This window comes from Oscillospiraceae bacterium (assembly GCA_035380125.1).
Taxonomy (GTDB): domain Bacteria; phylum Bacillota; class Clostridia; order Oscillospirales; family JAKOTC01; genus DAOPZJ01.
Genome location: DAOSWV010000003.1, coordinates 113874 through 128066, shown reverse-complemented (window position 1 = coordinate 128066; position 14193 = coordinate 113874). Strand labels below are relative to the sequence as shown.

Sequence of the window (14193 nt, the reverse complement as noted above, 5' to 3'; positions counted from 1 at the left end):
CAATATGGCTTTTCCTTTCGGGTCTGCCATGATTTCTCCCATTGTGGAATTGAGGTAATATCCAAGCCTGTTTCCAATTTGACCGACAAGCATTAAGAGCAACGCAGTGCCAGCGCGGTCTTTATGTCGTCAAGGTGTTCTTCGCGGATAACTCGATAATGAATCCACCCGCCATCATTGCAGGGATGCTCCTTGATCAATATTCTATCAGCAGCGTAGGGTTCTGTCCTCTCAATATCAGCCGGAAAAAGAGAGCCTTGGCAGATAAACAAAACATCCGAACAAATGCCGATTTATAAGGCAGAAGCCCCAAGACTTCTGCCCTATATTATACCGCCATATTGTGTCCTTTTCTACCGCTTATTCGTCAAAATCCGGGTACAGCTCCATCGCCTCGTATTCTTCATCGCTGATGCGCTCCAGCTTATCGAGCACCGAATCCGTCAGGTCGCGCAGCTCGGCTTCCTCCGGCTCAAGGTACTCCCGCATGGCAGTGAGAGCGTCCATAAGGCCATCCTTCGTGCCGGTATTGTAGATGCACATGAGGTTTATTTCGTCCTGAGTGAAGTTATTCATCATCAAATCTCCATTTCCGCGCTCTTTTTCGGCGCTGTTATTTTAGCTTCTTGTTTCGATGTGTCTCTGAGTTTTTGAATTATCGAGAGCTTTTTCTCGCTGACTTTATCTCTGTCCCGTTCAAACAGGCGCTGCGCCTCCTTGTCCGCACAGTAGAGATAGAAATTATAGTCTCCGCATGAGGGATTGCAGCGCAGGAAGTATTGATGCTCCGGCATCTCAATCTGAAAGCCATAGGCTGGGAGTGATGCTTGTACCTTGGCTCTGTCCTCGCGGAGCTTGCAGAAACCCTCCATACTACGGAGATTGTTCAGAGGGCCGAAGTCCTGACGAAGCCAGTTTACAACAGCGTCCAGCTCTGTTTTGAAAGACTGCGTGTTCAGTTTGTCATCGTTGTGCGGCCACCAAGTAGTCCAGAACTCTTTGCCGCCGCCAAAGTCGCCCCGAAGATGGCCTACCAGCCCGCGTTCTGCATCCTTGCTATCATCGGAGTAGAGCCAATCAGTCTTGTCTGCGTCAATGGGTAGGATTTCAAAGACGGTTTTGTCTACGGGCGGGTGTTCCTCCAGATACTCGCCAATCGACACATAGCCGTTGCCCAGAAAGTTCATATCGTCGGCGTCAAAGTCCAGATGACCGCTGGGGTCAAGCTGAATAGCTTCATTGGATATGAGTGTCCCGAAGTGATTGACCACGATTCCATACCCAAGCTGACAGGGCTCGCCCCAATCGTCATCGGTGTGCCGTATCTCATAGCGGTGCAGCCCTTCGGGAATGGTGTCCTTCTGTACGCGGCAATCTGTGAACAGGACGGTCTTACCCTGAAACTCGACTTCCTCAAAGCGTTCATTCATCGCGTCAACAGCCATGCCTTAAATCTCCCTTTCCGCACTCTTTGCAGGCGCTGTTTTGAGTGGTTTTTCAGATACGTTGCTATGGAGCATCGCAATGACGGAGGGCTTCTTTTCCGAGCGTTCCGGCTGCTTCTGCGGCTCAGCCTCACGGCGTACAGCTTCCACATAACCCAACAGGGATATGGGCTGACCGGCCTTCACTTTTTCCTCCAGCTCCGCAACAGTCTCCTTTTTCCCGTTGTTGACGATTCCATCAATCTGGTTGTAATCGTCCTCCATAGCCATTTCAGCGTTTTTGAGGTAGTTCTGCTGTGGCAGAAACGTGGGCAGCTCCTTGAAGCCCCAACTGTCAACGTAATGACAGGATACGCCACCTGCCTGCTTGAGCGCAACGATGTCGCTTACAGACAGGCTGTGTCCTGTGAAGTCGGCTGGACGGTCATTATTGAACGTGGCGTAGATCTGATTCAGCTTGTCCTGCTCGTCACCGGCAGTACCAAGATTGCTTGCATACACGGAGGTATAGTTTTCACGCTGGATTTCAAGTCCTTTCCTCTGCAAATAGTCTGAGTTCATAAACCGAAGCTCTGTAAGCTCGGGAGCATCCCGCAGCTGATAAATGGCAAAGGAATCGTTTGGGCTGGAAAGAAACTCGGCCTCAATATCTCTCTGTGGCTCACTAACGCCGAGTTCGTCCTTTACAGCGTCCCAATCTTCACGGGTAATACCGAAAATGCCGTCAAAGCTCTGAACCTCATCTGTGTCAAAAGCCATTGCCTCGGTATTGTCCGGGTGAAGCAGATATACGGTTACATCACGCTCCGCAAGCTCCAGTGCCCGGTCTTTTGTCAGCGGCAGCATATCCACATCTGTATAGCCGTAAGCGTTCATGCTCTCAATAGAGATAGCCGGGTCAGGAACAGCACCGTTATCCGGTGCAGTCGTTACTAGCGTTTCCTCAACCGTAATCTCGGAGACCGGTGCAGTCGGCGTTTCTGTGCCTATCGAGGGCACGTCAAGCGCAAAGGCCGCCTTTGCGTCAGGAACGGTTAAACTGCCCTCGTTCAGTGCCGCAGAAATTTCACGGCATTGCTCTGCTGTGCTGACACCGATAATATCTCCCGGAATAAGCTCTCCGTCCTGCTTCGTGTATGCCTGAACAAAACACCGATCAGCATCGCCGGTAGCGGTTGGATTGCTGTGCATAAGATATTCCACGGTAGGTGAAATCTGTTCTGGCACTGCCTTATCCAGCCCACGTTCCTTCATAATCGCGGCGTAATTCCGGTCAATATCCGTGATAAGACCGCTGGAGGTTTTGTTGATGGTTTCCAGACTGGCACGAAGCTCGGACAGCTCCTTATCCCTGGAATAGCTGGCGAGATAGCCGAAGGAGTTTTCTCCTGTCTGAATGCCATAGTAAGCGCAAACGGAGAAAGAAACAGACTCAGCTTCCAATTCTTCGGCGCTGCGGCTCTTTTTGACGAACTCAGCAATAGAGGTATCTTCATCAATCTCTAACCGCCACTCAAACTGATTCTCATCGACATACTTCCAGTTGTGAGCCTCAGCCTCTGCGATGGCCTCGGCTTCGGTATTAAATCCGCTGTTCAGGTCTTGCTTCGTGCCGCCTTCACTGACTATGACAACCTTCCACTGCTCCGTGACCTCCGGCAGTTCCTTGTTGTGGAGCTTGGAGTGGGCCATCTCGTGGATTGCGGCGGAGACGGTCTGCACCTCACTCATGCCCTCGCGGATGGCAATGCGCTGGTCTGTTGTGGAGAAATAGCCGTCCATATTAGCGCTCATAGCCTCAAAAGCGATGGGAACCGGCGCAGAACGCCGCAGGGCCTCCATAAAAACATCGTAGTTCTGCACGTTGCCGGTCAGGTTTTCTGCCAGCTCCGGCAGGGGCTTTCCGTCAGTCTGAGAATAATCAAAGGTCGTCACTACCTTGTACATGGGTATCTGGATGACCTTTTCCTCGGTGATGACCTTGCCGTCCGCATCCAGTATGGGTTTTTTGGTATCAGGGTCGAGCTTCTCCTGCTCAATCATTTTCTTATAAGGCGTAGGCGCAATAATCTTGATACCTTTTTCACCCTTCATCACACTGCGCTCAAACTTGTTTTTCCACGAGGTGAAGGACGCGCAGAGCGTAGCGTCGGGCTTCTGGAGATAGATGAGCATCTGATTGTTGACGCTGTACCGATGAAAACGGCTCATAGTGGTCAAATACTGCTTATATTTATCCGACTGGAACAACTCGCGGATTCCGGTCTCGATGCTGTCGGTTATTTCCTTGAGACGTTCCTTATTTGTCTGGGCTTCTGCCATGAGGCAAGACCTCCTTTACGTTTTTTGAATTACCCGCTTGTATTTCAGCGGACTGTTTTCGAGATAGTCATTGATGAGCCTGCTCTGTGCCTTTGTTTCGGCGTAGGCAGTCACTGTGATGGTTTTAGTGCTCCAATCCCGCGTGTAGCTGTCTGCTGCCACGTTGGTGATATGGCTACCGGCGAGGAAGTCTCGGAACTGCTGCATCGCCTCACGGTTATCCGACGGTTATCCGACATGACTACATTCACATAGGCCTTTTCTTTGGACAGGCGATTGTTTACTGCCACGGCAAGGCAGCACCCGACGCCGCTGGCAAGCGACACAATAAGAATGGCCAAAACGCCGTCCGAGGTAACAATCAGCTTGGTAATCCAGTAGTAGATGAAGTTGGATGCCGCCAGACTGATACCGGCGAGAATACAGCGATTGCGCTGTATGAGAATTGTTTTGGCTGTGCTCAGAGTGTTGTCCAGCACCTTGGCGGCGAACAGTACCGCATAATATAGAACCATTGTCAAATGTCTTTACCCCTTTCCAGAGAATGCGGCTCCCACACAGGAATACCCATGTAGGAGCCGCAGGTGATTTATCTGTCTTCTTTGGTAAAATCCAGCTTGTAGGTTGAGCGCGTGCCGTCATCCTCAAGCACGATGAAAGCGTCGTAATTCTTGCCGGTCTTCTCCGAATAGATACCGCTGGCATAGGTGCGTCCATCCTTTAGGAGCGAGGTCGCCATCTTTTTCGTCAGGTTGATTTTCTTTGCGGTCAGGAACTTGTTGTCACGCCAGAGACAGAAGCGACAAGCTGTGCTCTCGCAGAAATAGCCCTTCTTGCTCTCGGTCACATTACAGCCGCAGCGCGGGCACTTGCCGACAACGGGCCGACCGGAGGGAAAGAGTGTTTCTGCACCACGGATGACCTCATAGCCGTTCACAAGCTCGGAGACCATATCCGAAATCTCCGACAGGAACGTGTCGGCGGACAGCTCACCGTGCTCCACCTGTTTCAAACGCTGCTCCCATTCGGCGGTGAGAAGCGGAGATTGAAGCTGCTCCGGCAGGACGGTAATAAGGGAAATACCCGCCTGCACGGGAATGAGATTGACCGCTTTCTTGCTCTTGCGGCGCTCCACAAAGCCGGCAGAGACCAGCTTTTCCAGAATTGCGGCGCGGGTAGCGGGAGTGCCCAGCCCTTTGCGCTCGGCATCGTCGGGCATATCTTCTTTACTGGCGGTCTCCATGCTGGAAAGAAGTGTGTCTTCCGTAAAATGCTTGGGCGGCGTGGTCTTGCCCTCCTTTACGGAAATATCATTGGGCGTATACGCATTACCCTCCGCGAGCTCCGGCAGGGATTTGTCCTTCTGCTCCTGAGTGAGATAAGCTTTCCAGCCCATATTTGTGACCGTTTTACCTTTGGCGGTAAAAGAATAACCGCCGCATTCCATAACGGCGGTTGTCTGCTCATACCGATAGGATTCGCTGACGGCCATCAGAACCTGACGGCAGACCAGCATCAGCACCTCACGCTCGCCGGCAGGAAGACCGGAAAGGTCAGCTTCACTGGCAAGTATGGTAGGAATGACAGCGTGGTGGTCAGAGACCTTCTTGCTGTCACAGACCTGACCGGGGCTTGCAACGGTGGGAGCATCTACATCCAGCATACCGGCAGCACGCAGCACGATTGCCTTGACGGAATCTTCCATATCATCGGTCAGATAGCGGCTGTCGGTGCGGGGGTAGGTAGTCATTTTCTTTTCATAGAGGCTCTGGAGGTAATCCAAGGTCTGTTGGGCGGTATAACCGAGAATGCGGTTGGCGTCTCGCTGGAGGGTGGTCAGATCATAGAGCGCCGGGGCCTTTTCCGCTTTTTCAACGCGCTCCATCGTCTTTACCGTAGCCGTCTGCCCTTTACAGGCAGAGATAACGGCTTCGGCTTCGGACTTGCTCTTGTATTTCTCCGATACGGCTTTGAAATCCCCACTGTCCATCTCTACAGTGTAGAACGATTCCGGCTTGAAAGCGTCAATCTCCGCCTCGCGCTGGACGATGAGCGCCAGCGTGGGGGAAACCACACGCCCCACATTCAGCGTCCTATGATACAGCACAGAGAAAAGCCGTGTGGCATTGATGCCCACCAGCCAGTCCGCTTTGCTGCGGCAGAGCGCGGATTCATAGAGAAGGTCGTAATCCTTGCCATCCTTGAGATTGGCAAAGCCGTCGAGAATAGCGGCATCCTCCATAGAGGAAATCCAGAGCCGCTTCATGGGCTTCCTGCAGCCGGAGAGATTGTAGACGGTGCGGAAGATAAGCTCTCCCTCGCGCCCCGCGTCGCAGGCGTTGATAACCTCGGTCACATCGTTTCGCTTCATCAGGGAGCACAGCAGATCAAGCTGCTTTTTCTTGTCCCGGCTGACGGTGTACTGCCACGGGTTCGGCATAACAGGCAGATCGTCATAGCGCCATTTGGCGTATTTCTCATCGTAGGTCTCCGCGTCGGCAAGCTCCGCCAGATGGCCGAAACACCATGACACGATATAGCCATTGCCCTCCAGATAGCCGTCCTCACGCTTTTTCACACCGAGTACAGCGGCAATGGATTTGGAAACACTGGGCTTTTCAGCAATAACAAGCTTCATATTCTTTTCTCCTTATTCTTTGTTTTCATCATCGGATGCATCGGTCTCATCGTCCTGTTCAAACTCTAGGTCTTCGTCGTCATCCTCGTCATCGCCGTAGTCGTAATCATCCAGATCGGCACTGCCCTTGGTGTCCGCCTTGGGCTTACGGAACTTGAACCAATACAGAGCCCCGCCGCCTGCAAGGGCTACAACCAGCACGACAAGAAGAATGCCGGTATTGCTGCCGGAATTCTCGGTTTCGGGCTCATCCTCACCGGTAGCATCCGGCTCAGTCGTGGAATCCGGTTCTACGGCGGCTTCCTTTCCGGTACACTCGCTCATATTGTTCTTGCAGACCGGGCAGGAGGTGTTCACGTCTCCGGCGACGCATTTATCCGTGCAGGTGCAGCTAACGGTCGTGTCGCTGTCTCCGTCCTCCATGAGCGCCATCAAGTCAGCCTCATCCACCATATTGAGGAAGTAAACATTCTCCGTGTCTCCGCTGCGGTCGATAATGAGATAGAAGTAATTGCCGTTCTTCGTCTGAACGGTGATGAACTGCTTGTCCTTCAGCTCGGATTCGTCGCTGGTGTAGCTCTCCACCTGATAGATATCATCTACCAGCGTGAGATTGCCGTCCGGTGTGAGCTGCGTACTACCAGAGTTGTACAAAAGATCTTCGATTGTCTCGGCGTCAATATCCCATTCGATTGCCGCGCCGGAGCCGTCTCCGGTGGGCATGGGTACAGCCTCCGTATCAATATCTATGCTTGTAATCGCGTCAGGCGGCGTGGCATCTCCGCTTTCGTCGGATTCGTAATTACCGCCGTCAGACGCAAAGACAACCTGTGAAAACGCCACCATACAGAGCATGACGGCGCACAGGACACTGAACACACGAAATTTACCTTTTTTCATCGTCTTCCTCCACATTCACAAATTTCTCGGGTATCGCGGCATTGGGCTGCTTTTCAAGCAGTTCCATCAGCTCGGCCAGCTCATCAATAGTCAGTCCGTTTTCTCTGACGATGCCGACGATATCCGTGTTTTCCAGCTTCATGATCTGCTCGTCGAGCACCTTGATACGCGCCTGATATGCGGTATCTTTCTCAATCAGCTTATCTCGTTCCACTTTGAGCTTTTCTATTCTGGGATTCATGGTGTGACCTCCTTCTTTACGGATTGGGCAGCCTGCCAAACTGCATAAAATGCTGCTGCCAGTAGCTTGTTTCTATGCTTGTGTATTGGATTGGGTCGCCGCAGTGAATCATCATTCCGTTTCCAACGTAAATGGCAACATGGGATGCGCCGGTCGTGTCATAAGTGCCCTGAAAGAAAATGAGGTCGCCGGGTTTAGCGTTTGCAGCAGAAACATAGGAACAGATACCGCGCAGACCCTCAGCGCCCAAACGACCGAAGCTCCAGCCCACACCGCAGTTGTTGCAGACATAGCTGACGAAACCGGAGCAATCGAAAGAAGTCGCCGGTGAGCTGCCGCCCCAGACATAGGGGAAACCGAGATATTTTTCCGCTTCCGTAATCATAGCGGCGAACTGTTCATCCTCCAGAGCTTCAGCCGGTATCTCATAGACCTCATACTCCGTGCCGTAATACTTACGGATATAATCCGATGAAGCAAACAGCTCCGGGCGATTGCCAAGGGTCGCCATATACATGGCGTACATGGAGAGCTGATCCTGCGACATGATATACACGGGCACATGGGACAGGTTGAAGTTTTCCAGTTCCACGGTGCAGATATAATAGGTGTATGGAACGTCAACATCGTACTCATACTCCTCTGTTACCGTCTCGCCGGTATTGGGGTCTGTATAGCTATAACTTCCGGTACGGGTCTCGGTTCGGTATCTTGTTTCGATCGTAACCGTTTCCGTCAGGATATACTGCTTTTCAAACAGCATACCGAGCACATCACCAACTTCGTCAATCGTCCATTCGCCGCCCATGAGAGCGGTGACAGCCGAGATAAGCACATAGGGGTCATGCTCAATTTCGTCGAGGTCATAGTGGTATTCGTCGTAATCGTGGGTGCGTTCATAGTTGTCGAGGCTGTCTTGCAGTTCTGCTTCCATGCTGCAGTAGGCGGCTTCGGCGGCAAGCATATCCGCGTCTTCCAGTGGGTAGGTTGAAGCGGTGATGCTGGAGGTTAGGCTCTGCATGATAACGGAGCAGGAGGAAAAGCCGACCGAGAACAGGAGCAGGACAGCGGCAATACCGCCCACGATAAGAAAGCCCTTTTTGTGCCGGGCAATGAACGCACCTGTTTTCTTTGTCGCTTCTTCGACCCTTTTTGCCGCTTTAGCCGTGGTTTCAGAGGCTTTTGCGGTATTGCTTGCGCCCTTTCCGGCTTTGGCGGCGGCGTACTCCTTCTTGATTGCCCGTTTCTGCTGCCATTTGGAATACGGATTCACCGTAGAGCCGTTTTGCTCAGCATATTCCTTGTTCAGCGCCAGGACATTGGCCTTGTCCACCGCCGTCTCTGCCTTATCCGCTTTCTTATACGGCTTCTCCTGATGGGAACGGTGTGCCGTCTGGACGATACGGGAACCGCCCTCGGCGGTTCCAAGTGCGGTGTCTGCTGCCTCTGTGCCGGAGTTGCCGTCATCCGCTTCGCGCAGCTTGCGGTGAACGGTGGAGCTGACAGCAACACCGTGAGCATCTCGTACAGCGTGAGACAGCTTGGAAGGTGGGCGCTTTTTGTCCACTTCCTCAAAATATAAGCGCGTCGTGACCTTGCCGGTTTTCTGGTCAACGACGCGCATCTGCTTTTTTACTGTCTTCTTTGGTATTTTCGCTTCGGCTTTTTCCAGACGGTCGGCGGCTTTGCTTGCCTTTTGCGCGGCTTTCGCCACTTTCGGCGCGGTCTGCTCGTCTTCCGTAAAGATAAGCCGTGGGGCACGCTTTGGCATAGTTCATCACCTCGGTTCTGTGAAAATTGAGCGGCAGTCACTTCGCAAATATCGCCGCATCGGTTTCAAGCTCACCCTCGCTGATCTCGCCACGCTTCTCAGGGGGAATCCACGCGCTGATTTCACTGACAAGCCCTTTGAAATGCTTCTTACCGGCGGGCGTCACAAGAGTGTACTCGCTTTTCTCGGCAGTAGGAGTGTAAAAGTCGCGGGTGGCGAACAGCGGATCGTTGCGCTTTCCAGCTTTTGCAAAGGCGCGGCCCTTGCGATGGCGGTCACGGAACAGGTAGTTGTGTTCAAAGAGGTAGCCCATAAGCTTCTTCTGAGGCACCCCCAGTTCCTTTGCCGTATAGCGGAAACAGGTCAGATCGTTTGCATACACAAATGAATCGTAGTAATCAGCCTTGGGGAGCAGCCGCGCGTTTTCGGCGCGGGAAGCGTTCAGCCGTTCACGCAGCTCTCGCGCACTGTCGTTCTGGTCACGGAGACGATGGAGGTATTCGGAAACAAGCTCCGGGTTTTCGTCCAGATGCTCAATGACCGCATCGGTCATATATGCGCCGTGCTTGCGGATGGAGGGAATAACCTCGTGTGTAATCCAACGCTTAAACTCCTTCGCTTCCGGCTTACGGGAACCGAGAATCAGATTGTATAGGCCAAATTCATTCACAACGGTGAGTTTCTGAGTTCCTCCAGGGGTGTGCGTTGAACGCACACCCTTTTCGTCATCGTCCAACCGTCTTACAGCAGTACGAGAAATGCCGAGTGCGGTACAGACATCGGCGGACACAAACCATGGGGTTCCATCGATGTTAAGTGTCCGAATCCGCCCAAACTGCTTATTCTCGAAAATCATCAGACTGTTCTTTTCCATAATCGTTGTCCTTTCAATATTTATTGTTCTGACCGCTCTTGCGGCTTTGTTGTCATTGCCCGGTACAGTTCCGTGTCCTTGGGGAACCGATCTACGAAAGGCAGAATGACCGAGCCATAAAAAAGCAGCCCTTCGCCTTCACCGCTATGGGTGACATACGAGAGCTGATGGGGTGAAATATTAAGTTGCTTGGCGAGGATTTGCCGGTCTCCGCTTGCCTGGTTGAGCATATACACATAGTCGCTGTTTTCAAAGACATTCTCCACCTCACGGGAGGAAAGCGGGTCTTTGACGTTCTGTGTAATTCCTGTGGGAATGCCGCCCCATTTTCTGAAACGCTTCCAGATTTCTACGGTGTAGGCCGCAGTCTGGTCTTCCTTCAAAAGCAAGTGCATTTCGTCAATATAGTAGCGAGTGGATTTGTGCGCCTCGCGGTTGACGGTGACGCGGTTCCAGACCTGATCCTGAACAATCAGCATACCAATTTTCTTGAGCTGTTTTCCAAGCTCCTTGATATCGTAGCTGACAATGCGGCTCTGGATATCCACGTTGGTGCGATGGTTGAAGACGTTCAGAGAACCGGTGACGTAGATTTCCAGCGCCGTGGCGATATACGCGGCTTCTTTTTCGTCCTGCTTCCGCAGTTCGTTGTATAGGTCTTCCAGCACCGGCATATTTTCAGGCTTCGGGTCGCCCAGATAGTTGCGATAGATGAGACGGACACAACGGTCGATGATGGTTTTCTCAACCGGCTGCAAACCGTCCTTACCGCCAACAATGAGCTCGCACAGACTGAGGATGAAGTCGGATTTCAACGACAGCGGGTTTTCATCATCGGAGTAATTCAGGTTCAAGTCCATCGGGTTGATAAAATCGTTTGAAGTCGGAGATATCTTGATGACCTGCCCCTGCAAACGCTCCACCAGTGGGCCGTACTCCGCTTCAGGGTCGCAGATGATAATATCGTCATCGGTGACAAGGAACACATTGGCGATCTCACGCTTTGCGGAGAAGGATTTGCCGGAACCGGGCGTGCCGAGAATCAGACCGTTGGGGTTTTTCAGGAGCTTGCGGTCTACCATGATAAGATTGTTGGAAAGAGCGTTCAGGCCGCAGTACAGAGCTTCTTTCCCACTCTGAAACAGCTCCTGTGTGGTGAAAGGCACGAAGATGGCAACGCTTGAGGTAGTTAAACCGCGCTGTATCTCAATCTGGTTATAGCCCAGCGGGAGCGAGGACATGAGCCCTTCCTCCTGACGGAAATCCAGCTTTGTCAGCGCACAGTTGTATTTCTGCGCGATGGAGCTCGCTTGAAACACGTTGTTGTCAAGCTGCTGCTTGTTGTCCGCCACGTTGAGCACCGTGAAGGTGAGCAGAAACATACGCTCGTTTCGGCTCTGGAGGTCTTGCAGGAGCTTTTTGGCCTCCGTGCCGTAGGTGGCAAGGTCGGACGGAATGATATCCATATCGTATCCGGAGCGCACAGCCTTTTTCTGTTCCTCAATGGTCATTTTCTGGAGGTCGGTAATCTTTCGCTTGATGGTCTTGATTGCCTTGACCTGATCCACGGACTGAACGTGCATATTTACAATGAGGCTCGATTCCATATCCAAGAAGTCTGCCAGCATACGGTCGTTCAGCTCCGGTGCGAGAATCTGCAAGAAGGACACACTGCCCAGCTTACTGCCGAGACCGAAGGTGCTGCCGTTCTTAAACTCAAAGGAGCTGGGCGCGATGAAGTCCTTGACGGACAGCCCGGAGGGAGCCAGCCAATCCCATGAAAACTGAAAGGGATGCGGCTGGTCGATATGGAGCACATCGTGCAGGAGTTTCAAACGTTCCAGACCGTTCAACGTACCCGCAGACACACCGAGACGTTTGAAGTTATTGAGGATATCCGTCTCCACACGCTCCAATCGGGGCTTTGCGGCTTTCAAAGACTCCGCTTCGATGCCGAAGGTGAGAAACTTGGTCTTGATAAGCCCGTTGTTGCCTCTGGCAAGCTGATTTTGCAGCATACCGGTGTACTCGGTACGGATGGCGTCGAAGTCGTCGCCCTGCAAGGGAATACTGATGCTGCGGGAGTAGGTGTCTTTCGTCGCGGACATATTTACGAAGGAGAGCTGAAACTTGACGGAGCTGTCGAAGTAGTTGAGAAAGTCGCACCAGCCGTCAAAGATTGCGGTTTTATCCTCGTTCTGGTTGAGCTGGTAGTTGATATCCTGAAACTGAATGGTTTTGGTGTAGTAATTATCCGTCACGCGGCAAACGCCGTCGGGGAATATCCGCTGAAACGGGATGCTGTCCTGTGCGGATTTCTGTCTTTTATCTTGTCTCTTAGCATTGGCGATTGCGGCTTCAATCTGCCGCTTCTCCGCTCTTGTGAGCTTTCTTGCCTGAGACAATACGGTGTACCTCCTTATCCAGATTGTCCTGACGCTTGAGCACGTCATAGAAATTGTTTGTCATATACGGTCTCTGCTTCGGTCTGATGAACGCGACCTGAATGACGTTTTTGATGATCTTTTCGAGGGGCTGTCCGTTCTTCTCATACATAGCCAGCAGGAAAAACGGGAGCATGACAACGACCATGCAGATGACCGCCGCGCTGGTTCCGATGCTGCCCTTCAAAAGAAAAAACAGCGGAACACCAAGTGCGGCTCCGCTGGCAAAGCAAATTAACTGCCTCTTTGTGAGGTTGAACATGACCTTCGTTTTCACGGCGGTCAAATCCTTTGGTACAGGGACGTATGCCATAAAAATCTAAACCTCCCGCCTTAGTGACTGTTGAACAAGCTCTTAGCAAGTGAGCCGGTCTTGAAAAGGGTGAAGCACAGCAGAACCGTGTACCCCATACAAGTCCATATCGCCGCCGCAATATCTTCTTCAATCACCATATTTTGTACGAGCACCGCGTAGATGGCGACACAGACGATGATTAAAAAGCCCTGGAAGCCCAGCGCAAGTAGTGAGCGCAGATAGTTTTGACCCATCTGGCCCCATTCGCGGTTTACCGTCGTTGCCATGGGAATAGGCGCAATGGAGGTCACAAGGTAGATCTCAATCATACGCCCATAGCTGATGAGGAAGATGCAAATGGACAGAGCCCACATGGTTATGCCGACGATAAAGGATTGCAGCCACAGTCCCAGCAGAGACCATATCTCCATATCCATGAGCCGCGCCTCTAAATCCGCCACATTGTCGGCTAAGGCGAGAGACGTATCTGATACGACGATGCCGGACGCGCTATTGACCACGCTTTGAGCTACATCAAACACTCCCATCACTATATTCCATGTGTTGGAGACGATGAGCACCGCGCAGGCTGTTTTGAAAATCCACTTGAAGAACATCCAAGTGTCCACGTCATTGAGGTTATTTCGATCTGTGATGAGCTGAATCAGCTCCAGTGTCATAACGAAAGCCAGAATCACACCGGCGATTGGCAAGATGACGTTATCTGACAGATTGCGAATCATATTGTAGATGCCGCCATTCCAGCCTTGGGGAGTAGCGCCCACTTGCCCCGCGATCTCTCCGACCTTGGTATTGACGCTATCGAACATACCGGTCAGGTTGTCCATAATGCCGCCGACCAGCAGTTCCTTTAGCCATTCCGTAAACTTTTCCCATATCAAATCCAATGGGCATTACCCTCCTTTCCGGGGTTCCCCCCTTGGTAAGAAGGGAACCCCACGGGTCGATATGGCGAGGATTAACCGAACAGACCGGAGAGCAGGGGTACGAGGACGAGACCGATGAGCGCGACACCGCCGCCGGCCATAAGCTGCTTCATACCCTGGGACTTCGCGCCGGGGTTGTCGTTGCCGTAGCCTTCGAGAAGGTTGATAGCTCCCCAGATGGCGAGACCGGCTCCTAGGGCGATAACGAGGGTCTGGAGTACATCGACTGCACTGTTGAAGAAATCCATAATTAGGTTGCCGGATCGTGAACTTGTGAGAATAATCTCGCGTAAAGCAAGAGCCGGAAGGTCAGCCG

13 protein-coding genes are annotated in these 14193 nt (G+C 52.2%); all 13 read right to left on the bottom strand.

What is annotated here, in order from left to right; translation table 11 throughout:
• Nucleotides 1–360: 360 nt before the first annotated feature.
• Nucleotides 361–576 carry a transposon-transfer assisting family protein gene (locus PK629_01885; protein ID HOP10221.1) on the bottom strand — a complete coding sequence of 72 codons (216 nt, stop codon included), beginning with the start codon at nt 574–576 and terminating at the stop codon, nt 361–363.
• Between the two features lie 2 nt (nt 577–578).
• Nucleotides 579–1445, bottom strand: a complete 867-nt coding sequence (locus PK629_01880) for a hypothetical protein (protein HOP10220.1) — start codon at nt 1443–1445, stop codon at nt 579–581.
• Between the two features lie 3 nt (nt 1446–1448).
• Complete coding sequence (locus PK629_01875) at nt 1449–3767, bottom strand: YodL domain-containing protein (GenBank protein ID HOP10219.1); 2319 nt, start codon at nt 3765–3767, stop codon at nt 1449–1451.
• Between the two features lie 15 nt (nt 3768–3782).
• Nucleotides 3783–3974 carry a hypothetical protein gene (locus tag PK629_01870; GenBank protein ID HOP10218.1) on the bottom strand — a complete coding sequence of 64 codons (192 nt, stop codon included), beginning with the start codon at nt 3972–3974 and terminating at the stop codon, nt 3783–3785.
• Nucleotides 3975–4356: 382 nt separating this feature from the next.
• Nucleotides 4357–6405 carry a DNA topoisomerase 3 gene (locus PK629_01865; protein HOP10217.1) on the bottom strand — a complete coding sequence of 683 codons (2049 nt, stop codon included), beginning with the start codon at nt 6403–6405 and terminating at the stop codon, nt 4357–4359.
• Nucleotides 6406–6417: 12 nt separating this feature from the next.
• Nucleotides 6418–7305, bottom strand: a complete 888-nt coding sequence (locus PK629_01860; GenBank protein HOP10216.1) for a DUF4366 domain-containing protein — start codon at nt 7303–7305, stop codon at nt 6418–6420.
• Nucleotides 7292–7546 carry a DUF4315 family protein gene (locus tag PK629_01855; GenBank protein ID HOP10215.1) on the bottom strand — a complete coding sequence of 85 codons (255 nt, stop codon included), beginning with the start codon at nt 7544–7546 and terminating at the stop codon, nt 7292–7294. The genes PK629_01860 and PK629_01855 overlap by 14 nt, the downstream gene beginning before the upstream one ends.
• Before the next feature lie 16 nt (nt 7547–7562).
• The gene (locus PK629_01850; protein ID HOP10214.1) at nt 7563–9317 is read right to left on the bottom strand and encodes a C40 family peptidase; all 1755 of its coding nucleotides are present in this window, start codon (nt 9315–9317) and stop codon (nt 7563–7565) included.
• A 37-nt stretch (nt 9318–9354) separates the two neighbouring features.
• A complete protein-coding gene (locus PK629_01845) occupies nt 9355–10191 on the bottom strand; it encodes a BRO family protein (protein ID HOP10213.1) in 837 nt (278 codons plus the stop codon).
• Nucleotides 10192–10211: 20 nt separating this feature from the next.
• Nucleotides 10212–12596: an ATP-binding protein gene (locus PK629_01840; GenBank protein HOP10212.1), complete on the bottom strand. Its 2385-nt coding sequence runs from the start codon at nt 12594–12596 to the stop codon at nt 10212–10214.
• A complete protein-coding gene (locus PK629_01835; protein HOP10211.1) occupies nt 12550–12948 on the bottom strand; it encodes a PrgI family protein in 399 nt (132 codons plus the stop codon). The genes PK629_01840 and PK629_01835 overlap by 47 nt, the downstream gene beginning before the upstream one ends.
• A 20-nt stretch (nt 12949–12968) precedes the next feature.
• Entirely contained in the window at nt 12969–13838 is an 870-nt protein-coding gene (locus PK629_01830) for a CD0415/CD1112 family protein (GenBank protein ID HOP10210.1), read from the bottom strand.
• A gap of 71 nt (nt 13839–13909) precedes the next feature.
• Entirely contained in the window at nt 13910–14125 is a 216-nt protein-coding gene (locus PK629_01825; protein HOP10209.1) for a Maff2 family protein, read from the bottom strand.
• Nucleotides 14126–14193 lie beyond the last annotated feature (68 nt).